The sequence below is a fragment of the Mesorhizobium sp. L103C131B0 genome (genome assembly GCF_000502275.1).
Classification (GTDB): domain Bacteria; phylum Pseudomonadota; class Alphaproteobacteria; order Rhizobiales; family Rhizobiaceae; genus Mesorhizobium.
Genome location: NZ_AYXC01000003.1, coordinates 72,433 through 97,920, shown reverse-complemented (window position 1 = coordinate 97,920; position 25,488 = coordinate 72,433). Strand labels below are relative to the sequence as shown.

Genomic DNA, 25,488 nt, shown 5'->3' with positions numbered 1-25,488 from the left:
GCGGGTCACGAACGGTTGCCGTGTAACAGGATCGGCGCCGGCCGAGGCCTGTTCCGAGGCCGGCTCAGCACCGCGTCAGTACGTGGTGCGCCGCTCTTCGGAAGGCGGACGGCCGAACTGCAGCCGGTAGCTCTGGGCAAAATAGGAATGCGAGGTGAAGCCGGTGGCGATGGCCACGTCGAGGATCGGCATGTTGGTCTGGCGCAGCAGTTCGCGCGCCCGCTCAAGCCTGAGCCGCATGTAGTAACGACCGGGCGTGACGCTCAAATGGCGCAGGAACAAGCGCTCGACCTGGCGCACCGACAGGCCCGCCGATTTGGCAAGCTGCACGGCTGATAGCGGCTCGTCGAGATGGTCGGCCATCAGTTCGACGATGCGCCTTAGCTTCTCCGACTTGCCGGTCAGGTCGCGCTCCGGCCCGACGCGCTGGCGGTCGCCGGCGGAGCGGATGCGCTCATGCTGGAACTGGTTGGCAACGCCGTTGGCGAGGTTCGAGCCGAAGTCGCCACGCACGATCTCCAGCATCAGGTCGATCGAGGTCGTGCCACCGGCGCAGGTGTAGCGCTTGCGGTCGATCTCGAAGACGTTGCCGGTGCAGTTGATGTCGGGAAAGCGCTCGACGAAGCCGGCCCGGTTTTCCCAATGAATGGTGCAGCGATAGCCTTCGAGCTGGCCGGCTTCGGCCAGGAGGTAAGAGCCGACCGACAGCGCGCCGAGCGCATTGCCGCGCCGGCCCCAGCTGCGCAGCGCCGCCAGCACCTTGCTCTTGCCGGGGAACTCGACCGACAGGCCCACCGACACGAACAGGATATCGACCGGCGGCAAATCGGCGACGGCATAGTCGATCTTGAGCGGCAGGCCATTGGAGGCCATGACGGGATCGCCGTCGGCCGAGACCGTGGTCCAACCATAGAAATCGCGGCCGAGCAGGCGGTTGGCCGAGCGGAAGGTATCGATCGCCGCTGCCAACGAAAACATCGAAAACTTGTCGACCAGCAGGAACGCGAATTGCCGGCCCCCTTGAACGGGATCATCCGGCCGTTCAGAGGGTATAGTAAGGTTCGGCAAAGAAGCTGCTTTCTGGGTCAGAAGGAAGGCCGCTTCAAGCCGGCCGCAAGGTAGGCTGAGGCTAACGTATTGGCCATCAGCATGGCAATGGTCATCGGTCCGACACCGCCGGGCACGGGGGTGATGGCGCCGGCGGCCTTGGCGGCTTCGGCATAGGCTACATCGCCGACGAGGCGGGTTTTGCCTTCGCCCTTCTCGGGTGCGGCAATGCGGTTAATCCCGACATCGATCACGGTGGCGCCGGGCTTGACCCAGTCGCCCTTGATCATTTCGGGCCGGCCGACGGCGGCAACCAGAATGTCGGCTGTGCGGGCCAGCGCCGGCAGATCCTTGGTGCGGCTGTGGGCGATGGTGACGGTGCAGTTGGCGGCAAGCAACAGATTTGCCATCGGCTTGCCGACGATGTTGGAGCGGCCGACGACGACCGCGTTGAGGCCGGAAAGATCCTTGCCGCGCACGCGTTCGATCAAAAGCATGGAGCCGGCCGGCGTGCAGGGCACGAAGGCTGTTTCGAGTTCGCCGGTGCCGAGCTTGCCGACATTGATGAAATGAAAGCCGTCGACATCCTTTTGCGGTGCGATGGCCTGGATGATCTTGCCGGCATCGATATGGGCGGGAAGCGGCAGCTGCACCAGAATGCCGTTGATGGCCGGATCGGCGTTGAGTTCGCCGATGATCTTCAGCAGTGCCGCTTCGGACGTGTCGGCCGGCAGTGTGTGCTGCAGCGAATGAAAGCCGCATTCCTTGGCGGTGCGCGACTTCGACGCGACATAGACCTGGCTTGCCGGATCCTCGCCGACGATGACCACCGCCAAGCCGGGCTGGGCCTTTCCCTTGGCGACCAGGTCCTCGGTCAAGGCCTTGACCTTCTGAACCACGTCTGCGGCGACGATCTTTCCGTCAATCACTTCGGCCATGAACCATCCTCGACATCATTCCAGCCAAGGCGCGGCGCGCGCCTTGAACGTTGCTTCGTGCATGTCGTTGTTCCAAACGTTCCGCCCATTCGGGTAAAGCCCGACGGCAGCGTTTTTTGGGCGCCATGCTGCGCGGCATTGTCACGAAATTTGGCCTAAGCAATCCCGTCAAAGCGCCGTCACATGCCGTAAACTCGAAACCGGCAGCTTTTATTCTGTGCTGACGGGCTCAGAGCGACTCATCCTTTCACGGAAAGGCTGAACCGCTCTATTTCTTGTTTTGACGCAATTCCCAAGGGAAAGCGCGCTACGCGCTTTTCCCGGGAAAACCGTTTCACACTTTTCCTGGAATTGCTCAGAAATAGCGGCGGTGCGAACGGCTTTCGGTGAGTTCGCGCACCGCTTCGCGAAATTCGCGCAGGCTGGCGCGGATATCGTCGATTTGCGCCTGCTGGTCTTCCGGCGCCGCCCCAGCGGGCTGCGGAGAAGACCACGGCCCGGACGCCGCGGGCATCGGCTGAGCCTGCGAATAGGCATAGTCAGCCGGCTGACGAGGCTGCGCGTAGCCAGGCTGCTGCGCAGGGGAATTGGCGTGCGGAACCTCGTTCCGGAAGTCCGGCTGGCGATAGCCCACAGGCTCCTGCACCGGCCTTGTATATTCGGCGGCTGGTTGGGCGCGGTAGGTCTCGACGGGTTCGCCTGACGTCCCGCTACCCGGCGCGGCTTTGCGCATCGCCGAGAACAGTCCGTCGAACAGACCTGGGCTCCGGGCGGGAGCGGCCGCGGTCGGCAACACCGGAGGTGCTGCCGGTGGCGGCGCCACAGGCAGCGGCGCGCGATAGACCTTGTCCTCGACCGGAGGGGGGCGCTCGTCCATTCTGCCGCGCGAACGCGAATTGGCAGCGCCGCGCAGGCTGGCAAAGGCGCCGCGCATGGCGCCGACACCGATGCCCGAAGCAAGCCCGAGCAGCAGGCCGGCCATCGCTATTACAGCCCGCGACGGTCCGTTGGGTTCGAGCGGCGGTTGCGCGGGGGTCATCAGATTGATGTTGGTGGTGTTGATGTTTTGCTGTTCGCCGGTCTCCTTGGCGCGCAGAAGGTACTGTTCGTAGACGGAGCGTTTGGCCGTGGCGTCACGCTCCAGTTCGCGCAGGCTGACCAGATCGCTGTTGACGTCGCCGCTCTGGACCTTTGCCTGAGCCAGGCGGGAAGCGAGATCCTGCTCAAGCTGAACCGAGCGCTTCAAATCGACCTGCAGCGACGAGGCGATGCGGCGCAGTTCGCCTGCGATGCGCTCGCGCGAGCCGTCGAGCTGGGCGTTGAGCGCCTGGTATTCGGGATGACGCGGTCCCAGACGCACGGCGGCGCGGTCGGCCTCCTGCTTCAAAACTGCATATTGCGCGCGCAGTTCGCTCATCGTGTTGGAATTGATTTCTTCCGGCAAGGTGCCGTTGATGACCGAATTGACGTCCAGCGAACGCGCCGACGCGGCCCGGGCATTGAGTTCCAGCGTACGGGCCCGGGTGACTGAGAGCTGCTCGTTGAGCTTCAGCATCTGGTCGTCGCTGATCAGATGGCCCTGCGCGTCGACGAGATCATGCGTGGCCCTGAAATCCTCGACCTTGCGCTCCGCTGTCTCGACATTCTTGCGCAGGTCATCGAGCTTGGCCGTCAGCTGGTCCGTCGCGCGCCCGGCCATCCCGAACTGGTATTGGGCCGCCTCCTGCTGGAAAACGTCCCTGGTCGTATTGGCTATCTTCGCCGATTTGTCGGCGCTTTGAGTGGTGGCGCTGATGGAAACGACAAAGCTCTTGCCGCTGCGCTCAACCGACAGGCTCTTGGCCAGATTGCCGACCGCCAGCGCCTGGCGGCGCACTTCACCGCCGCCGCCAGGGCCATCCTGGCGCGACAGTATCGAGCGAATGAGCGACAGGACGCCAAGGCCGCCAGAGCCCTGTCCGTTGAATTCCGGATCGTCGACGAGATTGAGATCGGCCACGACCTTGTCGAGGACCTTGCCGGATGTCACCATCTTGATGCGGGTTTCGACAACAGCCAGCGCCGCATCGGGCTGCCCGACCGGTTGGGTGAGATCGTTGTCGGAAAGCTTCAGGTCGCCTGGCTCGATGACCATCTGTGTGGTGGCTTCGTATTTCTTCGGTGTCGAAACGGCGACGGCGACGCCGAGCACCGTGCCCAATATCGTAGTCGAGACGATCAGCAACTTGGAACGACTAATGCCGCGGACGACCTGGAGCGGATCGATCAGCGGCTTCCATTCCTGCCCGTCATCGTCGTCGCGGTCCGGTCGCTGCTCGTGGAAAGAGCGGAGCTCATAGGCGGCGTGCTGCTGACGCCGGCCGGAAACAGGCTCCTCACGCGCGCTGGCGGCCGAAACGGGTTCGCCGTCGGCCTGGAACTGCGGCGGCTCGGGCGGTGACGTTGGCGCCGGATTCGACCGCGCCTCGCGTTGCGAGCGGGCTATGCGGTGACGCGTGGCGGCGTCCTCGCGCCATGACGGATCCACCCGGTCACCGATCGAGACCGCCGACGCATCCGCCGCCTCATCGCCGCGCACGGCTTTGCCGAGCGCCAGGAGGGAGCGCTCGCGCCTCCAGTCTTCACGGTTTTCCCTGTCGACCATTGTCTCGAAACTTTACCTTCGACGGCGCAGGAGCGGCGGTCGGCCAATCGTTAAGTCACGCTAAACAGGCATGGGAAACAAAAGGTTAATTTCCGAAGTCTGCAAGTGAAAGTTTCTCGCTTCGCCACGCATTGCCGGGATCTGTAAAATGGCGTCAGAACCGCACGTTAAGCTTTGCGGCTTACGGCTTTCCTCGATATGACGCAGGCCAGCGACATACCGCAAAGGCGGACACTCGCCCGCATCGGCACCTTCCTCGCCGAAAGACGGGGGCTGGTTCGCGACTATCTTTCAGCCATCAGCGGCGCCGGCGGGCGGCTGGTGTTCTCGCTTGCCTATTTCATCGCACTTGCCAACACGCTGTCGATTGCCGAGTTCGGCATGTTCGCCACCGCCTCGGCGGCCGGCGTCATGCTGTCGCGCATCCTCGCTTTCGGCTTCATCTCGGCGCTTTACCGCACAGCCACCATCCGCCCCAATCTGATCGGCACCTTCACCGCCGGCTTCCTTTTGCTTGGCGCCGTGTCCTTACCACTGCTGGCGGCGGCCTCCTGGGGCGTCTACCTGATCTTCTTCGCCAGCACCGTTCCGCTGGCCGTCTTTGCCGCAATCGTCTTTGCAGAGGCGCTTTTGTGGCGGCCGGTCGAGGTGGTGCTGATCGTCAACAACGGGCTCGGCAAATTCGGCCGCGCCGCCGTGCTGTCGATCGTGGCCACGGCGTTCCGCGCGCTGGGCGCCGTGCTGTTCATGCTATCGGGCCAGCACAGCGTCTGGATCTGGTCGTTGTTCTACATCGGCGCCAACGCCGCCTCGCTGCTGCTGGCCTTCGGCTTCTATTATCCACGCCAGCGGCTGAGGCTGCGCACCGAGCTCTATCTCAGGCGGCTTGCCGATTCGATCTATGTTGCAGGAGCCGAAGTGCTGTTCTACCTCCAGTCGGAATTCGACAAGCTGCTCGTGCTGGCGATCGGCGGGCCGCATCTGGCCGGCATCTATGCCATCATCATGCGGCTGGTCGACCTGACGGCAATCCCGATCCGCACCTTCTCGATGATGCTGGTGCAGAGGATGATGCGGGCGCCGGAGCTGTTGTCGCGACTGCGGGTCAAGAGCGGTATCGAAGCCGGCGTGTTCCTGGTGTCGACATTGGCACTGGCCGCACTCGGCATCGTGCTGCATTTCTTCCCCAATGCACTTGGCCGGAATGTCGCCGAGGCGGCGCCCTTGGTGGCGTTGGCAATCGGCGTGCCGGGACTGCGCAACCTGGTCGAATACCAGGCCGAGCTGCTGTTCGCGCGCGGCCAGACCGCGCTCAGGGCGCTCAACCTCGGCCTGCTGGCGGGGCTGAAGGCGGTGCTGTTGACCTATGTGCTGACCACGATTGCCGACACGCCCAGGCTTGTCGTATCGCTCAATGTCGTCTTCCTGCTGCTCTATCTCGCCTCGGCGCTGCTGACCTATTCGGCGCTGCGCAAGCCCGCCAAGGCAATCTAAGCCAATCCGATCAGGCGGCGGATGCGGCCGATATCGGTGCCGATGAAGGATTGCATGCCGATCGCCACCTGCCCCGGTGACATAGCGGCGACGAAGCTGCGGAATTCGTCATCCGACAGCGCCTCCCCGGTCCAGTGCACGCGGCAGAATTCCTCCGAGCCGTGGAAATGGCCGGCGCCCCCCAGCACATCGTCGACATAGCGGCCATAGATCATGCATTCGGAGAACCGGCGCACTGAAGCGATGACCTCGACCCAGCCGCGCGCGTGCACCTTCTCGATCTCGGCGCACATCGCCGTCACGGTCTGACGGCGCCAGGCGATCAGCGTCGAAATATAGTCGTGGTTCGAAACCTCGGATGCATCGATACCAATCGCCGAGGCCGCATTGCGCGACCAGATGCGATGCTCGTCGTGACCGTCGCTCGACAGCACGCCGTCGCGCCGGAACAGCCGCACCTTGCCGTCGCGCCAGAAGGCGCTCAGATCGAATGGCTTGAGGAAGGCGACGTCGGAATCGCAGAAGACCAGCACGTCTTCTCCAGCATGCGCAGCGATGGCGATGCGGCGCAGCTGCTGCACATGCCAGCCGCGCAGCGGCTGGGTCTTGAGACTGAGCCAGATGCGACGGCGAAAGAGGCTCATCGGATCGTCGAACACACGCAGCCAGCGCGGCAGCAGGTCGCGCTCGTCGACAACGCTGCGGCGGTCGTTTTCCAACTGGCGAAACAGCGCCACGTCGCGGTGCTCGACCAGAATGTAATGATGCGCCAAGCCGGAGACATGGCGGTCGAGGGTCTCGCACAACAGGCGGCAGCGTTCGAAATCCGGCGCATAGCTGGCGGTCACCACCGCCGCCGTCGGCGTTTGCGGCAGGGCACCGGTCTCGGCTGCAGGGCTCGGCACGACGCGGCTGTTCACCGCAACTCTCCGGCGGGCTCGGGCCGACGCGAGAATTTCTGCCTGACGACACGCAGCAGGAACACCGGATTGCCGACGACGTAGCGGCGCCACAGCCGGCCGGGCTCGATGCACAGACGGAACAACCATTCGAGCCTCAGCTGGCGCATCCACAGAGGCGCCCGCGGCACCGTGCCGGAGAGAAAATCGAGCAGCGCGCCGACGGCGATCGGCAGCGTGCAGTGGCGGGCATCGATATGACGGGCGATCCACAATTCCTGGCGCGGCACGCCCATGGCCACAAGCAGCACGTCGGGCCGCAATGCCTCGATGCGATCGACGATCGCCTGCTCTTCGGCGGGGGAGAAATAGCCGTCATGGATGACGACGAATTCGTGCTGCACCGCCAGAGCGGCTAGCCTGACCGACGCCGCCTCGGCGTTGGCGCGGGTGGCGCCAAGCAACCCGACGGTCAGCGGCCTCGCCGATGCCTGCAGAAAGGCCGGAATGAGATCAGTGCCGTTGAGATTGTCCGGGAACGGCGCGCCGTAGAGCAGCTTTGCCGCCAGATCGACGCCAACGCCGTCAGGCAGGATGAGGAAATCGTCGAGCGCCTCGGCAAAGACCGGATCGGTAGAGGCGATGTTGGCGTTGTGAGCGTTGAGAAAACTGACCTTGGTGAAGCGCCGCTCGGCAATCAGACGAGTGAGCAGCGCGATCGCGTCATCCCAGCCGATGGCAAGGACCGAAATGCCAAGGATCGTCTTCAGCGTATCGAGCCCGAAGGCGGCGCGGGCGGTGTGCATGTTCATGCAAACACCTCCTCCCCCACCGGCCCGAGCTTTTCCAGGCCGAGCCTGATGGCGGCATCCAGTGCCTTGATCTGCCGGCGATGGAAGGCGCTGCCATCGACATCCCTGACATCGGCCGCCGCTGCCTCCAGCGCGCCGGCGAAGGCGGCCGGATCGTCGGTGACGAAACAATTTGCCGGGCGATGATCGATGCCGCGCAGCGAACGGCTGGTGGCGACCGACGGCAGGCCGAGTTCGAAGGTTTCGATGGTCTTGAGCTGAACGCCGCTGCCCGCGGTGCTGATCAGTGGGATGACGGCGGCGCCGCGCACGAAATTCTGGGCGTCGGACACGCGGCCGACAAATTCGACGCCGGGATGGGCAGAGGTGATATCCGACGGCATGTTGCCGGCGACCCTGATGCGAAAGCTCCGGCGAAGATGCGGCACGACTTTTTCCAGGAACCAGTCGAGGCCGATGCGGTTCGGCTGCCAGGTCCAAGTGCCGATCAGCGCCGCGTCGCAATCGATGCGGCGCGGCTTGACCGGCTTTGGCGCCGTGGCAGTGGTCACCAGCGGCAGCACCGCCGAGCGGTCGTCGCTGGCAACGCCGAGTGCGGCGCGGTCTTCCTCGGCCAGCGTGAAGACGAAGCGAGCCCGGCGGCAGAGCCGCTCCTCCATGGTCTTGAGCAGCCTGGCCTCGCGGGCAAACAGCAGGCGCTGGAAGCGACTGTTTGCTGCTGCCGCATTCTCTTTGGCCGAACCATGTTCGACATTGTGGGCGACGAAAATCGAGGGACGGTCGGCGAACAGTTTTTCAAAGGCGCCGGCGAACTGCACCGAATTCAGGACATAGCCGTCGAAGGGACCGGCGCGCTCGATCGCGGCACGGACTTCGCTGTCGGAAACCGCGCGCAGCTTCACGGAAGCGAAGGTGAGCCCTGACAGCACCGCCTTGCCAAGCCAGGCGAGCTTCTGCCGCGCGGAGGCGCTTTCCGTGCGCACGTCGACGGCGCCGAGCACGATGGTGTTTTCGGGGTCGCTGGGCGCCTTGCCCGGCCAGATGAAGCCGATGACGGTGACGCGCACGCCGGCGCGCCGCAAGGCGGCGATGATCGCAGCATTGGCGATCTCATAGCCCGAAGCGAGAGCGCCGTCGGGCACGATCGATGTGGCGAACAGCAGATGCATCTCACCTATCCAGGCGTCAGCCACTAGCAAAGCTGGGTGAACCCTTGATTAAATCACGCAACGCAACGGCTGAAAGGCGCGGACCGGCAGGCGCCGCTGCGAAAGGTGATTAACGAAACGTTATCGTCGCGGTGTTATCGAAAGCCAGATTCAAAACATGCGGCTGGAGCGGATGATCCCTTTGCCATCGGACGGTTCGGTGTCGATTGCGGGACGCTCTCCGGGGCTCGCCGCAGAGACGATGGAAGCCGTCGTCACGCTGCCGACCTTCAAGCGGCCGCAACTGCTGCTCGAAACGCTGGCGTCGCTCAAGGCACAGCAAACCAGCCGGCGCTTCGCCGTCATCGTCATCGAAAACGAGGCCGAGGCGCGTGAGGGCGCCCAGGCGGCCGTGCCGCTGTTCGAACGCGACGATATGAAGGGCATGGTCATCATCGCGCATGAGCGGGGCAATTGCAGTGCCTACAATGCCGGCTGGCAGACGGCGATCCTGCATTTTCCGGATTTCCGCCATTTGCTGGTCATCGACGATGACGAGATCGCCGACGCGGACTGGCTGGAGCGCATGTGCAGGACGGCGGAGACGCTTGGCGCCGACATTGTCGGTGGCCCGCAAGTGCCGGTGTTTACCGATCCTGCTCACGCCAAATGGGCCGAGCACCCGGTGTTTGCGCCGCCCTATCGCCAGACCGGGCGCGTGGCCGCACTCTATTCCTCGGGCAACCTTCTGGTCGGGCGCAATGTGCTCACCATCATGGGGCCACCCTTCCTCGACCTGCGGTTCAACTTCATGGGCGGCGGCGATTCCGACTTCCTCAGCCGCTCGGCGCAGAAAGGTTTCGTGCTTGGCTGGTGCGCCGAGGCAAAGGTGCGCGAAGGCGTTCCGGCCCGGCGCGTCGAGGCTGACTGGATCCGCGCCCGATCCTTACGCAACGGTGTAATCTCGACGCTGGTCGAAAAGAAGAAGCGCGCCGGCACGCCATTCGCCGGCGCCAAGGTGTTTGCAAAAAGCCTGGCGCTGCTGATAGCCTCGCCCGTGCGCGGCGCAATCAAATTGGCGCGGACAGGATCGCTGTCGACGGCGCTTTACCCCGTCTATGTCTCGCTCGGCCGCGTGCTTGCCGAATTCGGATACGCCAATGAGCAATACAGGCAGCCTGAGAAGAACTGACGAGCTGCTGCTGGGCGGCATCGTCACCCGCGACGGCGTGGCGACGGCGATTGCCGCGCTGTTGTTTGCCGTCGTCATCGTGTCGTTCCGGCCGTTTCAGCCGGCAGGCGCGGAACTGACCGGCGACGGCGGCGACATCGTCAACCAGCTCGGCTTCAGTTCGCTCGGCGCCATTTCGATCTTCTCACTGCTGACGTTCGCCGACCCCAAGATGGTGCGCTCGCTGCTCAGCCCGTCCTGGATCCTGATGCTCGGCTTTTTCATGCTTTCGGTCATCAACGCGACCGACCCGTCCTCGGCCATGCGCGCGGCCTTCTTCACGCTGCTTGGCGTTCTGACGATAGCGACGGTCCTGGTGCTGCCGCGCGACGGCGACAGTTTTTCGAAAGTCATCATATTCTGCGCGATCGTCGTTATCGGCCTGTCCTATATCGGCCTCATCGTCTTTCCGCATGAGGCCCTGCATACGGCCGATTCGCAGGAGCCCGAACATGCCGGCCTGTGGCGTGGTGTGTTCGCCCACAAGAACATTGCCGGACCAATCATGGCCTGCTTCAGCTTCGCCGGCCTCTATCTCTTCCGGCGCGGCCAGAAATTCTGGGGCGTGGCGATCTTCGGCGCGGCGATGATCTTCATGCTGCACACCGGATCCAAGACGACGGCCGGCCTGGTGCCGTTCTCGATCCTGATCGTCGTGCTGCCGGGCCTGATCGGCATGCGGTTCGGCACGCCGGTCCTGTTTGCACTGGCGATCATTGCGACGGCCATCGGCACCTTAGGCATCGTCTTCATCCCGCCGGTGAAGGAACTGGCGGCCATCTATTTCCCCGACCTCACCTATACCGGGCGCACGACGCTGTGGGAGTTCTCCGGCGAGATGCTGGCGAAGAAGCCCTGGACCGGCTACGGCTATGAAAGCTTCTGGGGCACGCCGCTGCTGCTGAGCCAGGACCAGCCCTTCGACCGGGCCTGGGACATCCGGACCATCGTGCATGGCCATGACGGCTATCTCGACATTGCGGTGCTGATGGGCATCCCGGCGCTGTGCGTTGCCGTCTACACTTTCCTGATCGCGCCGCTGCGCGACTACATGCGCATCCCGCCGCGCAAGGAGAACATCTATCTCGGTGACTTCTTCATGATGGTGGTGCTGTTCACGGCGCTGAACGCTTTCCTCGAAAGCTTCTTCTTCCACCGCGGCGACCCGGTCTGGCTGTTCTTCGTGCTCGGCGCGCTTGGCCTGCGGCAAGTGTCGCTGCGGCCGATCGCGGTGCGCCGGCGACCTTGACCGGCTGGCCTGATCCAGCACCCCTTGAGGGGCTTTCCCGTCTGCCCGCTAGCGTCTAAGGAGAACCCTTGTCTCGGAGGGCTCTCAATGACGATCAGGCTTGTTCTCGCCGGTTGCGGCAATATGGGTTACGCCATGCTTGCGGGCTGGCTGAAATCCGGCAAGCTTGCCCCGCAAGCCGTGTTCGTGGTCGAGCCCAATGCCGAATTGCGCAAGCGCGCCGAGCACCTCGGTTGCAGTGTCGCCGCGGACGCGAACGGGATCCCCGCCGACGCAGAGCCCGACCTCGTCGTCATCGCCGTCAAGCCGCAGGTGATCCGCGACGTCACCGCCGCCTATAAGCGCTTCGGCGACGGCAGGACCACCTTCGTCAGCATCGCCGCGGGCACGCCGGTCGCCACCTTCGAGCACATACTCGGCCATCTCGCGCCTGTTATCCGCTGCATGCCCAACACGCCGGCCGCGATCGGCAAGGGCATGATGGTGGTCTATTCCAACCCGCTGGTGACCGACGACATCAGGCGTTTCGTTGCCGAGCTGCTGTCGGCGAGCGGTGTGGTGACGACGATCGACGACGAAGGCCTGATGGACGCGGTGACGGCGGTTTCGGGGTCCGGTCCGGCCTACATCTTCCATTTCATCGAGGCGCTTACGGTTGCAGCCGAGAAGGCCGGGCTGCCGACCGAGACCGCCAGGCTGCTGGCCATGCAGACCGTCTATGGCGCTGCTGCACTCGCTGCCGAAAGCGGCGAGGAGCCCGGCGTCCTGCGCCAGCAGGTGACCAGCCCCAACGGAACCACGGCAGCCGCCCTTGCCGTGCTGATGGGCGAAGACCGGCTGACGAAGCTGCTGACCGAAGCAGTCGAAGCGGCACGGCTGCGGTCGGTGGAATTGGGGAAGTAAACCGTTCGCAATACGTCAGGGCTGTAGGTGGCCCGTGTGCTCCTGCCTTAGCCCCGGGCCAACCGTATCAGCCCCACTTCATTTCACCCTTGGCGACCTTTGCTCCCAGTTCCAGCGACGAGACGTCAATAATATCAGGATAGCGCCGCTTCATCGCCGCAATCAGTTCCACGCTGGATTTCGATTTCCCGGCTTCCTCGTTGAAGGCTTCGAGGTAGGCGCGGGTGAATTCCACGGCCGCAAGACCGTCCGGCGCGCCGGCTACCTGATGGGACGGCACCACGATTTTGGGCTTGCGCGCCGTGATTTCATCAAGCGCAGCAATCCATTTTTTACGGTCGTCTACGGTTGGCTCGTCGGCAACCCAGACATGCACGCCGGACGAGATCAGCACGCCGCCAAACACGGCTTCAAGGCTGGGCACCCAGAGATAGCGGCGGTCTTTCAGATCGGCGACGGTGACGATCTCGATCTTGTTTCCTTCGATTTCAAGTGAGGTAATATCGGAAGCCTCGGGAATGACGACATCCGCCAGGACCTTCGGTCCATTGTCCTTGAGCTGCGGGCTCCAGACATCGAGCTTGGCTTGAACATTGGCTTTGATCGCCGCCACCGTTGCGCCGGCTGCGATGATCTTGGCGCCGGGGAATTCATCCGCGACGGGACGCAGGCCGAAATAATAGTCAGGGTCGCTGCAGCTGACGTAGATCGTGGTCAGAGTCTTGCCCGTCGCCTTGATCGCATCCGCGACCGCACGGCCATCCGACAGCGTAAATCCGCCATCGAGGAGGATGGCTTCCTTCTCACCGGTCAGCAGCACCGGCGTGCGGCGGAAACCCTTCTCGTCAGCCTGAAAATAGGTCCATTCCAGCTTGGCGGCGGCCTTGGCTGCAAAAGCCAGAGGCTGAAGCATGGCAACCATGCCCGTTGCCAGAAGGGTTTTCATTGTTTCGCGTCTTGTCCAAATGGTTTGCAAGATTTCAACCTCAATGGGGTTCAACTGATCGTTCGGAGATTGGCATCTCGGCATCGTTTGAAAAACCCGGATCAAAAAGACAGACTATATGAATGGATCATACAATCGCATCCGATGGTCTGCGTCGTCAGCACGAGCGCAATGATCAGGCGTGTTGCGCGAGCAGGTCAACAGCCCCATGGCGCGACCGCGGCAGCATTTGGCCTGCTGGGCGGGAGCGGCTGACGAAGCTGCTGACCGAATCGTGGATCTGGGGGAGTAGGATCAGGCCAGATCGGTGTGGGAAAAGCCTTTCCCTTTATAGAGCGAGGGCATCCCACGGCTTTTTGCCGAGGCATATGACAGGCAGTCAGCGAGGTTGAGCTGAGCCGGGTGGCCGACCTTTGCCATAGTTCGAAAAAGCCTGGATCGCGAGCTTGGCATCACCTCTTTCGATCGGAACCACCTCGATCGCGGCTTCGCGCAGGAAGTCTCCTATTGCCCTTTCGGCGAGAGCGGCTCCACCACCAACTTCGACGAAAGCCGCATCGCCGCTTCGAGCACGACCAGCGGAGATGTTATCCGTATCGAGGCCTGCCCGATCCGGCGGCTCCAATCGGCGGCGTCTTCCTCTCCGGCGAGGACAGCGATCACCACCGAGGTGTCGATGAACATCAGGAATGTCCCCACATCTCGTCGATCTCATCCTTAGTCAAATCCCTGCCGCCGCTTCCCGCCTTGGCCTTCAGATCGTTCGATATGGCGGCCAGCCGCTCAGCCAGCGGAACTCGTTCACGTTCGCGCTGAAGCTCGGATTCGAGCGCCTCGATCACCGCCTCGGTCATTGAAATCTTTCGCTTTTCGGGAAGCTGCCGGGCGAGGTCACGGGCGCGCGGGTCTCTGATCTGGAGATTCATCCTGGAAGCCTCCGTTCGGTGCCACTACAACATAGGGAGTTGTCATGACAAGGCCAGCCCGACTGGCCTGTCATCCAATCTCAGCTCCCGTACAGCATCTCATCCTGCAGCTTGCGCAAAGCGAACAGCCTGGTCGTGCGGTCGGGTGTGGCGTTGTCGGTGGTGATGAGCTCGCCCTTCCTGACCGGCTTCAGCACCTTGCCGCCTTCGAGCAGGCCGACCGCGACGGCGCTGACGGCGCGGGCCTCTTCGACGGTCATTGTCCAGGAGCGGTAGCAGGTCTCACCGATGGCATCGAAGGTCTCGCCCATGGCGAGATCGCGCTTGGCGACCGCGCAGACCTCGGCCACCGGCTTCGGCAGCGGCACCATGTCGGGGCGGCCGTAGAGCATGATACGCGCTGCCGTCAGCGGCACTTCCAGCGAGGTCAGATGGTAGGGCCGGAAGAAGCTGTAATAGGGGCCGTGGCCGATATGCAGATCGTCCATGCGCTCGACGATGCGCGGATGCGTCGCCTCGACGATGACGAACACGCCCGGCGCCACACCCTTGCCGATCGTGTAGTCGACAACACCCTTCTTCGACAGGATGCCGCCATCGGCGCGCGGTATCAGCACCTTGGCCAGCTGGTCGCGGTCGGCCTTGGGCCCGTGCATGCCCGGCACATCGGGCACCAGCCCGGTGGCGTTGGCGATGGCGCACATCTCGACCATGGTTTTCGAGCCGTCTACGAACTCGACCAGCATGCGCGGGTTCATGTTGCGGCGAAGGGCTTCCTCGCGATAGTCATCCGGAACGGCATCGTGGTTGAGCGGGTTGTTCTTGCCCTTGCCAGCCGAGACGATGGTGTAGCCGAGCGCGGAGGCAAACTCGATCAGCTCCATGCAGCTCGACGGCTCGTCGCCGGCGCCGACCGAATAGACGACGCCGAGCCGGTCTGCCTGCTGCTTGAGGTAGCGGCCGATCGTGACGTCGGCCTCGACATTCATCATCACCAGGTGCTTGCCGTGCTCCATCGCCTTCAAGTCGAAATCGGCGGCGACACCAGGCTTGCCGGTGGCGTCGATCACGACGTCGATCAGCGGATTGGTGACCAGCATCTCGTTCGAGGTGATGGCGATTTTCCCGGCCTCGATCGCCGCGGTGACTTTCGAACCCATGTCGGCCTCGACCGCCATCGCCTCGTCGCCATAGGCGATGCGGATGGCGTCGCGCGCCGTGTGCGGACGCCGCGTCGAGATGGCGCAGATCTCGATACCGGGCATCAGCATGCCTTGCGTGACCAGGTCGGTGCCCATTTCGCCGGAGCCGATGACGCCGATGCGCACCGGGCGGCCCTCGGCGGCGCGCCTGGCGAGATCGCGGGCCAGTCCGGTCAGGGCGACATTGGTCATGCAAGCGTGTCCACGGCTTCTTGATTGCAGGCGGGAATAGCAGGGAACGGCCCCGCTTTGCCAACGAAACCAGCGGACGGCGGCAATTTCTCCGGCAACAGGCCCGGCAGGTGAGGCCAACCCCAGTAGAGGCTGATTGACCCGCCTCGGCGTCAAACCACCCTGATATAGCTCGTCATGCCGGTTTTCTGATGTTCGATGATGTGGCAGTGCAGCAGCCAGTCGCCGGGATTGTCCGCGACGAAACCGAGCTGAACCTTCTCGTTGGGCTGCATGAGATAGGTGTCGGAGATGACCGGCTGAACCTGGCGTGTCGACGACGACAGCACCTTGAAGCTCATGCCGTGCAGATGCATCGGATGCGATTGCGGCGTCAAATTCTCCATGTCGATGACATAGCTTTTGCCGAGCTTCAGCTCGGCCAAAGGCGCGGTCGGGTCCGGCGTGTCGCCCGGCCACGGTACCTTGTTGATGGCCCAGAAGGAGTAGCCTAGCGTGCCGCATATGCTGTCGCTCGGCACGTTTTCCGCCGTGGCGCTGAGCGAGAGCGCGATGTGTTTCGCGCTGGCGAGATCCACCTCCGGCACCGGGTTGGCTTCCAGCGGTGCGAGGTCGCGCAAATCGCGCTTGAGCGAGCTGCCGGTGGCGCGCAAGGTGGCGAGGACCTTGGGTTTGGTGCCCCTGATGTCGCCCAGGCTGACAATCGCGCCCTCCTGGTCAGGCATGCGGATGGCGAGCTCCATGCGCTGCCCCGGTCCGAGCAGCAAAGCATCGGGCGCAAAACGCTGCGGCACCGGATTGCCGTCCAGCGCGATGACCGCGGCCTCCCCACCCTCGACGCGAAAGGCGTAGATGCGGGTGACATCGGTGATGGCGACCCGCATCCGCACCAACCCGCCGGCCGGCGCGTCGAATTGCGGCTGGTCGAGCCAGTTGGCGGTGCGCACCGTGCCATAGGTTCCGGTTTTTGCGGCATCGCGCGGCCGGAATTGCTGGATGAACTGTGCGTCGTCGCCGAGGCGCCAGTCGCGCAGGTTGATGACGGCTTCGGCGTCGAATTTTGGATCGTTGGGGTTCTCGACCACGATCACGCCGGTGAGGCCATGGCCCATCTGCTCCAGCGTGTTGCAATGCGGGTGATACCAGAAGGTGCCGGCGTCGGGCGGGGTGAAGGCGTAGTCGAAATGATCGCCGGTGTAGACGTAGGGCTGAACCAGGAAGGGGACGCCGTCCATCTTGTTCGGAACGCGAATGCCGTGCCAGTGGATCGTCGTCGGATCGTCGATGCCGTTGACGAGACGCGCGGCAAAGGGCTCGCCTTTTTTCATCCGCAGTACAGGCGGCATGCCTGATTCACCATACGTCAGGACATCCCGGGTCTCGCCCGCATCCATGAACCTGGCCTGGATCTTTGCCGTCTTGAGCACCACCGGCTCAGGTGTGACAGCTGCCCAACCGCTGAGCTTGGTCATTGCTGCCAGCCCGACGCCGCCACCGCCGGCAACCGCAGCCGTTTTCAGAAGCCCGCGGCGGGTGAATAGGGTCATCTGGCGCTCCAACGGAATATGATTACCTGTCGTCCTGAATGACGGGTGGCGACCGGCGCACAAGCCGATACTGCCACATCGCATCTCTGTCATGCCATGGCGAGCCGGTGACATCTGCTTGCGCAACAGCGTGAACGCTGGCGTGCCCACCATTCGCCCGCATCCGGGAGCGCGGGCTCGGGTTAATGCAACTCGGCCAGCAACGCCTGTGCCTCGGCGAGGTTCTTTTCGGAACCGGCGGCGAGATCGTCCATCTTCTTGTCACGGAAGATGACGAGCGCGTCCTGGCATGCGGCGATCGCTTCCTGTGCCATCGCCTCGTCCTTGTGGGCGGCGCCCAGATCGACCAGCACGTCGCACAGGCTGTCCTGCGTGAAGGCGACAGCCGGCACCGAATTGATCTTCTTTTGCACCACGATCGCCTCGCGCAGGACCAACACCGCCTCCTCGAAATGCGCGACATTGTTTTCGGCGCGGCCGGCCATGGTCAAGGCATAGCCCATCTCGTTGCGCGCATTGGCCCAACGTTCGGGATCGCGGTCGCGACCGAGCTGCTCGGCAAGCGCCCGGTTGACGACAATCGCCTCCTCGTACAATTCAGCCGAAGGCTCGCGGGCCGCGATCATGCTCAGCGTCTGCGCGAGACTGGTCTGGTTGGTGATCCAGAGATCGGGATCGCGGGCGATCGTTCGCACCGTGGCGAGGTCGCGGTAGATCTGAGCGGCTCGTTTCAGCTTGCCGACATCGTTCGCCCAGTAACCAAGACTCGACAGCCCGCCAGCGAGATTGTTCTGATTGTTCTCCCAGACAGCCAGCGCATTCTCGCGCGTTACCACGCTGAGCGCTGCGTCATAGGCGGCAATCGCGCGGGTGAGCAACTCGACGTCCTTGCCGTCCGCGGCCATCAGCAAGGCATTGCCGATATCGCCCTTGGTGCGCGCCCATTGCATGCGGTCGGGAAAACCGTCGTAGATCCGCGCTGCCCTCTCGAAGCTCTCCACGGCCTTGGCGTAGAACGTGGCGTCGCCACCAATCCGGCCCTGGCTGTAGAGGGCAAAGCCGAGGTCGTAATTGATATTGGCCCACTCCTCCGGGTCGGCGTCCTTGGAGTAGGCGGGGAGCGCGGCTTCCAGCATGTCGGCTGCTTGCGCCAGCAAGTCCAGGTTGGATGTATTGTCGCCCAGGATCGACAGGGTCTGGCCGAGCACGCGCCGCGTCTGGCCGATCTCCGTGACATCACCGCCTTTCGTCTGCCCGTCGAGCGCCGCCCGCAGCGCGTCGACCGATTGCTGCAGCAGTAGATCGTCAGAGGCCAGCTTGCCTGACATCATCAATGCGCAGCCGAGGCGGAATTCCGTCTTGGCCCAATTGGCTGGGTCCTTGTCGCGGGTGCGAACCCGGAGCACCTGACCGTAGACATCGATCGCCTGCCGCAGGATCGAGATGTCCCCCGCGCGTTCGCCCCAGTTCGACAGCGTGCCTGCAAGGCTGTAGCCGATCGAAGCGAACTCGCCCGGCGCGGCGGTTGCGGTATAGACCTCCCATGCCTGACGATACGCGGTCACCGCCTGAATGTAGTAATCGGTTCCCGTATCGAGATCGCCGAGCGTGTCGTTGACCGATCCCAGATTCTGCTGCAGCGAAGCCCAGTCAAGCGGCAGTTTCTCACGCGGATATTCGGACAGAGCGGCCTGGTACGCGGTGGCTGCCTGCAGCAGCAGTTCCTTGTTCTTCTGCTTGGCGCCGAGGCGCTGCAAGGCGTTGCCGAGCGTCAGCTGGCCGTTGGCCCAGCTCGCCGCGGCGTGCTCGCGCGTCCAAACCGTAAGCGATGCCAGGGCGGCGTCGCGCGCCTGCTCAAGCGTGGCGACATCGCCGGTAATGGTTCCGATCGATTCCAGCGCCGTGCTCAGATTATTCTGGATTGTCGCCCATTGCGCCGGCGCACGTTCCCTGGTCATTTCGCCGGTCGCCGCCTGATAGGCAGCAACCGCCTGCTGCATGGTCGCGATATCCTTTTCGCGCTCACCGAGGCGGTAGAGCGCAGCACCCAGATTGACCTGGCTCAGCGCCCAGTCGAGCGGCACGCGCTCTCTGTTGTATTCCGTCAATGCCGCACGATGCGCCTCGATCGCCGCGCGGAAACTGTCCGATGTGGTCTGGCGGTCGCCGATTTCGGACAGCACGATGCCGAGATTGTTCTGCGTCGCCGCCCATTCAAGCGGCAGTTTTTTCGACGACTGTACCTCGAGCGCCGAGCAGAAGGCCCCGACCGCCCGCTCCAGCAGTGCGGTGCCGTTCTCGCGCTGGCCGAGCCGCCAGTAGACAGTGCCCAGATTGCCATAGGTCGAGGCCCAGTCGTCAGGATAGGCGTCATGGGTGTAGACGGTCAGCGCCTGCTCATAGGCGGCAACTGCCTTGTCGAGGTTTTCGCGGCCGGCTTCCCGCTCGCCCAAAGTGGCAAGCGTGGCGCCCATATTGTTGTGGGTCGCTGCCCAAAGCAGCGGCGATTTCTCGCGGGTTACATAGGTCAGGGCCAGTTCATAGGCGGTCAGGGCCTGGCTGAGGAACGCATTGTCGCCGGAGAAATCGCCTTGTTCGGACAGGGCGTTGGCCTCAGCCGCCTTGTAGAAAAAGGTGTCCTCGTCGCTCCATTTCGCAGCCTGCTCATAGGCCTTGGCGTAATCCTGCGCCGCCTCCTTGAAGTTGAAGGAGATTTCATAAGTCCTGGCACTGCTGGCGAAGACCTTTGCGAATTCCAGCCGCTTTGCCTTCAGCTCGGCCTCGGCCTGATCGACGGTCGTCGACAATTCGCCGACGCGCGCCTTGGCCTGCTCGTGGAATTTCTTGGCGGCCTCGAGCGCGCCTTCCTGCACCGCCTGTTCGGCGAGCTTCGACAGCCTGGCGATTTCAGGATCCGGGTTTATCAAGGTCGCCTGTTCGGCCAGCACCTGTTTCAGCCGCTCGGTCTGGCCGCGCAGCAATTTGTCGAGCTCGGTCGGGTCCTTGGGTATCTCGACGCCTAGCGTCTTCAGCATGGCATAGAGCGCATCCATCGGCACCTTGCCGTCACGCGATATGGTTTCGATCTGGCGGCGTTCCGGATCGGGCAGAGTCGAGATGGTCAGCAGCAGCTGGCGACGTTCTCGCAGGATTTCGCCCTCATCGCCTTTCGGCGCCTCGGAGGGGGTGCCGAAATAGAGCAGCCGGCGCAGGCTCTCATTGACCCAGGGCCGCTGCTGGCCGTTGGTCTTGAGATAGACCTCCTCGCCGATCATGCGCAGAACGGTGCCGAATTCCTCGCCGCCCACCATGTCGATGTGGCGCAGGATCGCTGCCGCATAGGGGCTGTTGCCATCGGCCGGACCGTCCAGCGCAACCTTGCCGGGCTCGGCGGCAAAGGCGATGACCTGGCCGAGGCTGTCGTCGACCGAGCCCTTGGCCTCGGCGCCGCCTTTCAGGGAAACCACGCCGCGCGTTTCGCCGAGACCGCCGGCGCCGATCGGCTTGCCTTCGTCGCCCGGCGCCAGCTTCAAGAGCGTGCCCGGCGGGAACGGATCGTTGCGGCAGGCGTCCAGCAGAACGATGGTGACCGGCACCTTGGCCTTCAGTTCGGCGACGATAGACGACAGCGGCACCAGCTTTTCGCCGGCATTGTCGAGCGCCGAGATATCGGCATCGACAGGGACCAGATAATTCTCGCCGCCGGCTTCGATGCCGTGGCCGGAATAGTAGATGATGGCGACATCGGCGCCCTCGGCATCGTCGACGAAGCCTTCGAGATCGCGCCGCAATTTGCGCGCGTCGCGGTTGGTGGCGACATTGGTCTCGAAGCCGAGCCTGTCGAACATCTCCTCGATGGCGCGGGCGTCGTTTTCCGGATTGGGCAGTTTGCCGACATGCTGGTAGTCGGACTGACCGATGATGAGCGCGACGCCTTTCAGCGCCTTCGGCTCTTCAGCCAAAGCGGGGCCAAACGCGCATAGGCACAGCGCCAGTGCCGCAGCAATTGCCGCGCACATGCGCCCTGTCGCACCTGCCGTTCGCCCAAAGAGCATTCTCTACCCCAAAACCCAACGCTATCTTCCGCAGGCGAGATGGCATCATGATGGCCGGCCGATGGCAAGTCCTTGGGCGAGCTGTGTTCTTGTCGTGGATATGCGTACGAGGCGGCTGGCTTTCAGCGTGCGAGCGGTAGTGTTCAGCATGCCGGATACGGCCAGTCCGGCCTGTTCATGAGTTGACAGGTCCGGACTTGTTGAGCAGTCGTCCGGCCCCGTAGAACCTCTTTCTCTCAATGTTTCCGGGCGAGGGGGCCACGGTTGGATGCGCGGGATTGGCACTTTTACGTCAGCCGGCTTTTTTGGTCCGCAACGAGACCCCGACTTCGCGACTGCATCTTTTAAAATCAAAGGGAATGAACTGGTGCTGCGAGAGAGGATTGAACTCTCGACCTCTCCCTTACCAAGGGAGTGCTCTACCACTGAGCTACCGCAGCCGCTGATGGCGGGGCTTCTGCCATATAGAACCGGCAAGCGCAAGGCGTCTGTGAAAGGCTTTGCCAGACAAGTTTCGCTGACATGGCGGCGCCACAATGCTAGCTATCCCTTGAACGGCAGGCCCTGCCAGTTGCGGGCGGGACGGAACGATGGACGAGAAGACAATTCCACCGAAAAAGGCTGATCCGGAAAAAAAGGACGGGACTGACCGCAAGGACCGTCTGGCCGAGCAGCTGCGCGCCAATCTCATGAAGCGCAAGACGCAAGCGCGCTCGCGGCGCACCGGTGATCCTGACCAGCGGCCCGAAGGACTGCCGGCTGCTGAAAAAATGCACAAGGACTGACCGATATCAGCCACACTGGCCGGTCACCTTGGCCAAAGGGGCTCAGAAATCCTATTTCTTGAACCAAGCCGGCCAATGGTCTAGACGGGCCGATACTCAAACTGACGAAAACCGGCCTTTCGGGCCGAGGGGACATTCTCTCATGGATCGCATCAGAATTGTCGGCGGCAACAAGCTCGCCGGAAGCATTCCGATTTCGGGCGCGAAAAACGCCGCTTTGCCGCTGATGATCGCCTCGCTGCTCACCGACGACACGCTGACGCTGGAAAACGTGCCGCATCTGGCCGATGTCGAGCAGCTGATCCGCATCCTCGGCAATCACGGCGTCGACTATTCGGTCAACGGCCGCCGCGAAAAGCAGAATGAGGGCTATTCGCGCACCATCAATTTCTCGGCCCGCAACATCGTCGACACCACCGCGCCTTACGAGCTGGTGTCGAAGATGCGGGCGTCGTTCTGGGTGATCGGCCCGCTGCTGGCCCGCATGGGCGAGGCGAAAGTGTCGCTTCCCGGCGGTTGCGCCATCGGCACGCGCCCGGTCGACCTGTTCCTCGAGGGCTTGCAGGCGCTGGGCGCCGACATCGATGTCGACACTGGTTATGTGCTGGCCAAGACCAGGAACGGCCGGCTCGTCGGCAATCGCTATGTATTCCCGAAAGTCTCCGTCGGCGCCACCCATGTGCTGATGATGGCGGCGGCGCTCGCCAAGGGCGAGACGGTGCTGGAAAACGCCGCCTGCGAGCCCGAAATCGTCAACCTCGCCGAATGCCTCAACGCCATGGGCGCAAAAATTTCCGGCGCCGGCACGCCTGTTATCACCATCGATGGCGTCGAGTCGCTGTCGGGCGCGCGCGTGCGCGTCATCCCCGACCGCATCGAGACCGGCACCTATGCCATGGCGGTGGCCATGACCGGCGGTGATGTCGTGCTCGAAGGCGCCCGCCCCGAGCTGCTGCAGACCGCGTTGGATGTGATTGCCCAGACCGGTACCGAGATCACGCCGACCAATTCCGGCATTCGCGTCCGGCGCAACGGCGCCGGCATTTCGCCGGTCGACGTAACGACGGCGCCGTTCCCGGCCTTCCCGACCGATCTGCAGGCGCAGTTCATGGGCCTGATGACCATGGCCAAAGGCAAGTCGCGCATCACCGAGACCATCTTTGAAAACCGCTTCATGCATGTGCAGGAACTGGCCCGGCTCGGCGCCCACATCACGCTGTCCGGCCAAACGGCGATCGTCGACGGCGTCTCCAAGCTGAAGGGCGCACCCGTGATGGCGACCGATCTGCGCGCCTCGGTGTCGCTGGTCATCGCCGGTCTGGCGGCCGAAGGCGAAACGACGGTCAACCGCGTCTACCACCTCGACCGCGGTTTTGAGCGGCTGGAAGAAAAGCTCTCCAATTGCGGCGCGGTGATCGAGCGGATTTCGGCTTGACCGCACGGCAGTTGCTTCAGACAGACAGGCGTCTGGTGCTACCTTCATTCGCTATCAACACTTCAAACCTGAGGCCCTAGCCTCGGGTTGGATTTGTGTCGCGGTTGCACGGACCGGAAAGACCGCCTAACAGAAGGCTGAAACCAACTTTCAGGTGTGCATTCGGCATGGCAGCCCTCAAACTCATTGCGCTCGACGATCAGGATCTGAGCATCGTCTCGGCTCACGTCCAGGACGCCGTGATGAAGGTCTCGGATCTCGAATACCTGCCTTCGGCCAAGCGTTTCATACTGACCATGAACCGCTTCGTCTGGGAGGCGAAGTCCGGGCTGTTCAGCCAGCACAATGAGCGGCGCCAGGCGGTGTTGCATTTCGACCGCGTGCTCGGCGCCAAGACCAGCGGCATTGCCCGCGATCGGCCGGCCGAGGTGCTGTCGCTGCTGGCAATCAGCTTTATCGAAATCAGCAAGCCGGCCGGCATCGTCGAGTTGGTCTTTTCCGGCGGCGGCGCGATCATGCTCGACGTCGAATGCATCGAGGCACGGCTTGCCGACATAGGCGGCGCCTGGGAAGCCACTTCGCGTCCGGTGCACAGGGTCTAGAGCATGATCCCAAAAAGTGGGTGCCGGTTTTTGTTGGACAAAACGGGAATCGTTTGTCCAGAGATCTTGCTCCAACAAAGGGTTAGATCGTGATGAGATTTCAACCAAGTCTCATCACGATCTAGACGCAGCCGATGGCCATTACGCTTATCCAGTCCGATGCCGGCTTCGAGCAGCGTTTCGCCGCCTTCCTGACCACCAAGCGGGAGGTATCGGAGGACGTCGACACTGCCGTGCGCGCCATCATTGCGCGGGTTCGTGCCGAGGGCGACGCTGCCCTGGTCGACTACACGCTGAAATTCGACAAGGCCGACCTCAATAGCCTCGGCATCGCCGTGTCGAAGGACGACATCGCGCAGGCCTACAAAGACGCCGATCCGCAGACGGTCGAAGCGCTCAAATTTGCCCGCGACCGCATCCGATCCCATCACGAGCGACAAATGCCCAAGGACGATCGCTATACCGATGCCGCCGGGGTCGAGTTGGGTTCGCGCTGGACGGCGATCGAGGCGGTCGGGCTCTATGTGCCGGGCGGCACGGCAAGCTATCCAAGCTCGGTGCTGATGAACGCCGTGCCGGCCAGGGTGGCGGGCGTCGAGCGCATCGTTATCGTCGTGCCGGCGCCGGGCGGCATCATCAATCCGCTGGTGCTGGTGGCCGCCGATATATCTGGCGTTTCAGAGATTTACCGCGTCGGCGGCGCGCAGGCGATTGCCGCCCTTGCCTATGGCACCGAAACGATCCGGCCGGTCGCCAAGATCGTCGGGCCCGGCAATGCCTATGTCGCCGCCGCCAAGCGCCAGGTCTTCGGCACTGTCGGCATCGACATGATCGCCGGACCGTCTGAAGTGCTGGCGGTGGCCGACGGCAGCAACGATCCCGACTGGATCGCCGCCGATCTTCTGGCGCAGGCCGAGCACGACGTGTCGGCGCAATCGATCCTGATCACCAACGATCCTGCGTTCGGAAAAGCAGTCGAACAGGCGGTCGAGCGCCAACTGCTGAGCCTGCCGCGCGCCGAGACGGCGGCTGCCAGCTGGCGCGATTTCGGCGCGGTGATCCTGGTGGAGACCATCGAAGCCGCGCTGCCGCTGGTCGACCGCATCGCCGCCGAACATGTGGAACTCGCCATCGACGATGCCGAGGGCTTCCTGGCCAGGATGCGCAATGCGGGCGCTGTGTTTCTGGGACGCCATACGCCCGAAGTCATCGGCGACTATGTCGGCGGCTCCAACCACGTGCTGCCGACGGCGCGTTCGGCGCGCTTCTCTTCGGGCCTGTCGGTGCTCGATTTCGTCAAGCGCACCTCGATCCTGAAGCTCGGGCCGGAGCAGCTGAGAGCACTTGCGCCGGCGGCGATTGCGCTGGCCAAGGCGGAAGGCCTCGACGCGCATGGCCGCTCCGTCGCCATCCGGCTGAACATGTAGGCGGCG

20 protein-coding genes and 1 tRNA gene are annotated in these 25,488 nt (G+C 63.4%); 8 read left to right on the top strand and 13 right to left on the bottom strand.

What is annotated here, in order from left to right; all coding sequences use genetic code 11:
* Nucleotides 1–75: 75 nt before the first annotated feature.
* From X730_RS156985 to X730_RS156995, 3 genes are all read right to left on the bottom strand, one after another.
* Nucleotides 76–1,068 (bottom strand): GlxA family transcriptional regulator, encoded by a 993-nt coding sequence (locus X730_RS156985; protein WP_032905230.1) that lies wholly within the window; start codon nt 1,066–1,068, stop codon nt 76–78.
* 17 nt (nt 1,069–1,085) lie between these two features.
* On the bottom strand, nt 1,086–1,985 hold the full coding sequence (gene folD / locus X730_RS156990; protein ID WP_023669302.1) for a bifunctional methylenetetrahydrofolate dehydrogenase/methenyltetrahydrofolate cyclohydrolase FolD: 900 nt from the start codon (nt 1,983–1,985) through the stop codon (nt 1,086–1,088).
* Between the two features lie 355 nt (nt 1,986–2,340).
* Nucleotides 2,341–4,629, bottom strand: coding sequence for a GumC family protein (locus tag X730_RS156995; RefSeq protein ID WP_023692390.1), 2,289 nt, complete (start codon nt 4,627–4,629; stop codon nt 2,341–2,343).
* A 198-nt stretch (nt 4,630–4,827) separates the two neighbouring features.
* On the opposite strand from X730_RS156995, the gene X730_RS157000 reads away from it, so the two are divergent.
* A complete protein-coding gene (locus X730_RS157000) occupies nt 4,828–6,123 on the top strand; it encodes a lipopolysaccharide biosynthesis protein (RefSeq protein ID WP_023669300.1) in 1,296 nt (431 codons plus the stop codon).
* On the opposite strand, the gene X730_RS157005 is transcribed toward X730_RS157000, so the two are convergent.
* Genes X730_RS157005 through X730_RS157015 form a run of 3 tightly spaced genes read right to left on the bottom strand, consistent with a single transcriptional unit; the run spans nt 6,120 to nt 9,003 of the window.
* Nucleotides 6,120–7,043 carry a DUF6492 family protein gene (locus X730_RS157005; RefSeq protein ID WP_023825871.1) on the bottom strand — a complete coding sequence of 308 codons (924 nt, stop codon included), beginning with the start codon at nt 7,041–7,043 and terminating at the stop codon, nt 6,120–6,122. The genes X730_RS157000 and X730_RS157005 overlap by 4 nt on opposite strands.
* Nucleotides 7,040–7,834, bottom strand: coding sequence for a WecB/TagA/CpsF family glycosyltransferase (locus tag X730_RS157010; protein WP_023715617.1), 795 nt, complete (start codon nt 7,832–7,834; stop codon nt 7,040–7,042). The genes X730_RS157005 and X730_RS157010 overlap by 4 nt, the downstream gene beginning before the upstream one ends.
* Complete coding sequence (locus tag X730_RS157015) at nt 7,831–9,003, bottom strand: glycosyltransferase family 4 protein (RefSeq protein WP_023825870.1); 1,173 nt, start codon at nt 9,001–9,003, stop codon at nt 7,831–7,833. Before X730_RS157015 ends, X730_RS157010 begins: the two co-directional genes overlap by 4 nt.
* Before the next feature lie 172 nt (nt 9,004–9,175).
* Here X730_RS157015 and X730_RS157020 point away from each other — a divergent pair, with 172 nt between their 5' ends.
* The 3 genes from X730_RS157020 to proC all read left to right on the top strand — a co-directional run bounded on the left by X730_RS157020 (nt 9,176) and on the right by proC (nt 12,365).
* Nucleotides 9,176–10,174, top strand: a complete 999-nt coding sequence (locus X730_RS157020) for a glycosyltransferase (RefSeq protein ID WP_023692395.1) — start codon at nt 9,176–9,178, stop codon at nt 10,172–10,174.
* On the top strand, nt 10,143–11,462 hold the full coding sequence (locus X730_RS157025; protein ID WP_023825869.1) for an O-antigen ligase: 1,320 nt from the start codon (nt 10,143–10,145) through the stop codon (nt 11,460–11,462). The genes X730_RS157020 and X730_RS157025 overlap by 32 nt, the downstream gene beginning before the upstream one ends.
* An 87-nt stretch (nt 11,463–11,549) precedes the next feature.
* The gene (gene proC / locus X730_RS157030; protein WP_023669294.1) at nt 11,550–12,365 is read left to right on the top strand and encodes a pyrroline-5-carboxylate reductase; all 816 of its coding nucleotides are present in this window, start codon (nt 11,550–11,552) and stop codon (nt 12,363–12,365) included.
* A 67-nt stretch (nt 12,366–12,432) separates the two neighbouring features.
* On the opposite strand, the gene X730_RS157035 is transcribed toward proC, so the two are convergent.
* From X730_RS157035 to X730_RS157055, 7 genes are all read right to left on the bottom strand, one after another.
* A complete protein-coding gene (locus X730_RS157035; protein WP_023825868.1) occupies nt 12,433–13,332 on the bottom strand; it encodes an MBL fold metallo-hydrolase in 900 nt (299 codons plus the stop codon).
* 483 nt (nt 13,333–13,815) lie between these two features.
* Nucleotides 13,816–13,995 carry a type II toxin-antitoxin system VapC family toxin gene (locus tag X730_RS1000000168525; RefSeq protein WP_245261319.1) on the bottom strand — a complete coding sequence of 60 codons (180 nt, stop codon included), beginning with the start codon at nt 13,993–13,995 and terminating at the stop codon, nt 13,816–13,818.
* Entirely contained in the window at nt 13,995–14,237 is a 243-nt protein-coding gene (locus X730_RS157040) for a type II toxin-antitoxin system VapB family antitoxin (RefSeq protein WP_023825867.1), read from the bottom strand. Before X730_RS157040 ends, X730_RS1000000168525 begins: the two co-directional genes overlap by 1 nt.
* 80 nt (nt 14,238–14,317) lie before the next feature.
* Complete coding sequence (locus X730_RS157045) at nt 14,318–15,631, bottom strand: NAD(P)H-dependent oxidoreductase (RefSeq protein WP_023825866.1); 1,314 nt, start codon at nt 15,629–15,631, stop codon at nt 14,318–14,320.
* 152 nt (nt 15,632–15,783) lie between these two features.
* On the bottom strand, nt 15,784–17,178 hold the full coding sequence (locus X730_RS157050; RefSeq protein ID WP_023825865.1) for a multicopper oxidase family protein: 1,395 nt from the start codon (nt 17,176–17,178) through the stop codon (nt 15,784–15,786).
* A gap of 182 nt (nt 17,179–17,360) precedes the next feature.
* Complete coding sequence (locus tag X730_RS1000000165210; protein ID WP_196814805.1) at nt 17,361–21,197, bottom strand: caspase family protein; 3,837 nt, start codon at nt 21,195–21,197, stop codon at nt 17,361–17,363.
* 401 nt (nt 21,198–21,598) lie between these two features.
* Nucleotides 21,599–21,673 (bottom strand) — tRNA-Thr (locus tag X730_RS157055).
* Between the two features lie 150 nt (nt 21,674–21,823).
* On the opposite strand from X730_RS157055, the gene X730_RS157060 reads away from it, so the two are divergent.
* From X730_RS157060 to hisD, 4 genes are all read left to right on the top strand, one after another.
* A complete protein-coding gene (locus X730_RS157060; RefSeq protein WP_023669287.1) occupies nt 21,824–22,018 on the top strand; it encodes a hypothetical protein in 195 nt (64 codons plus the stop codon).
* A gap of 142 nt (nt 22,019–22,160) precedes the next feature.
* Nucleotides 22,161–23,453, top strand: coding sequence for a UDP-N-acetylglucosamine 1-carboxyvinyltransferase (gene murA, locus X730_RS157065; RefSeq protein WP_023697319.1), 1,293 nt, complete (start codon nt 22,161–22,163; stop codon nt 23,451–23,453).
* A 167-nt stretch (nt 23,454–23,620) separates the two neighbouring features.
* Nucleotides 23,621–24,055 carry a DUF2948 family protein gene (locus X730_RS157070; protein WP_023692404.1) on the top strand — a complete coding sequence of 145 codons (435 nt, stop codon included), beginning with the start codon at nt 23,621–23,623 and terminating at the stop codon, nt 24,053–24,055.
* A 134-nt stretch (nt 24,056–24,189) separates the two neighbouring features.
* Nucleotides 24,190–25,482 (top strand): histidinol dehydrogenase, encoded by a 1,293-nt coding sequence (hisD, locus tag X730_RS157075; protein ID WP_023825863.1) that lies wholly within the window; start codon nt 24,190–24,192, stop codon nt 25,480–25,482.
* Nucleotides 25,483–25,488 lie beyond the last annotated feature (6 nt).

Coding starts and splice junctions, on each gene's coding strand:
- folD (WP_023669302.1), bottom strand. CDS start 1,985: ATGGCCGAAGTGATTGACGGAAAGATCGTCGCCGCAGACGTGGTTCAG.
- X730_RS156995 (WP_023692390.1), bottom strand. CDS start 4,629: ATGGTCGACAGGGAAAACCGTGAAGACTGGAGGCGCGAGCGCTCCCTC.
- X730_RS157000 (WP_023669300.1), top strand. CDS start 4,828: ATGACGCAGGCCAGCGACATACCGCAAAGGCGGACACTCGCCCGCATC.
- X730_RS157010 (WP_023715617.1), bottom strand. CDS start 7,834: ATGAACATGCACACCGCCCGCGCCGCCTTCGGGCTCGATACGCTGAAG.
- X730_RS157015 (WP_023825870.1), bottom strand. CDS start 9,003: ATGCATCTGCTGTTCGCCACATCGATCGTGCCCGACGGCGCTCTCGCT.
- X730_RS157020 (WP_023692395.1), top strand. CDS start 9,176: ATGATCCCTTTGCCATCGGACGGTTCGGTGTCGATTGCGGGACGCTCT.
- X730_RS157025 (WP_023825869.1), top strand. CDS start 10,143: ATGAGCAATACAGGCAGCCTGAGAAGAACTGACGAGCTGCTGCTGGGC.
- proC (WP_023669294.1), top strand. CDS start 11,550: ATGACGATCAGGCTTGTTCTCGCCGGTTGCGGCAATATGGGTTACGCC.
- X730_RS1000000168525 (WP_245261319.1), bottom strand. CDS start 13,995: ATGTTCATCGACACCTCGGTGGTGATCGCTGTCCTCGCCGGAGAGGAA.
- X730_RS157040 (WP_023825867.1), bottom strand. CDS start 14,237: ATGAATCTCCAGATCAGAGACCCGCGCGCCCGTGACCTCGCCCGGCAG.
- X730_RS157045 (WP_023825866.1), bottom strand. CDS start 15,631: ATGACCAATGTCGCCCTGACCGGACTGGCCCGCGATCTCGCCAGGCGC.
- X730_RS157050 (WP_023825865.1), bottom strand. CDS start 17,178: ATGACCCTATTCACCCGCCGCGGGCTTCTGAAAACGGCTGCGGTTGCC.
- X730_RS1000000165210 (WP_196814805.1), bottom strand. CDS start 21,197: ATGTGCGCGGCAATTGCTGCGGCACTGGCGCTGTGCCTATGCGCGTTT.
- X730_RS157060 (WP_023669287.1), top strand. CDS start 21,824: ATGGACGAGAAGACAATTCCACCGAAAAAGGCTGATCCGGAAAAAAAG.
- murA (WP_023697319.1), top strand. CDS start 22,161: ATGGATCGCATCAGAATTGTCGGCGGCAACAAGCTCGCCGGAAGCATT.
- X730_RS157070 (WP_023692404.1), top strand. CDS start 23,621: ATGGCAGCCCTCAAACTCATTGCGCTCGACGATCAGGATCTGAGCATC.
- hisD (WP_023825863.1), top strand. CDS start 24,190: ATGGCCATTACGCTTATCCAGTCCGATGCCGGCTTCGAGCAGCGTTTC.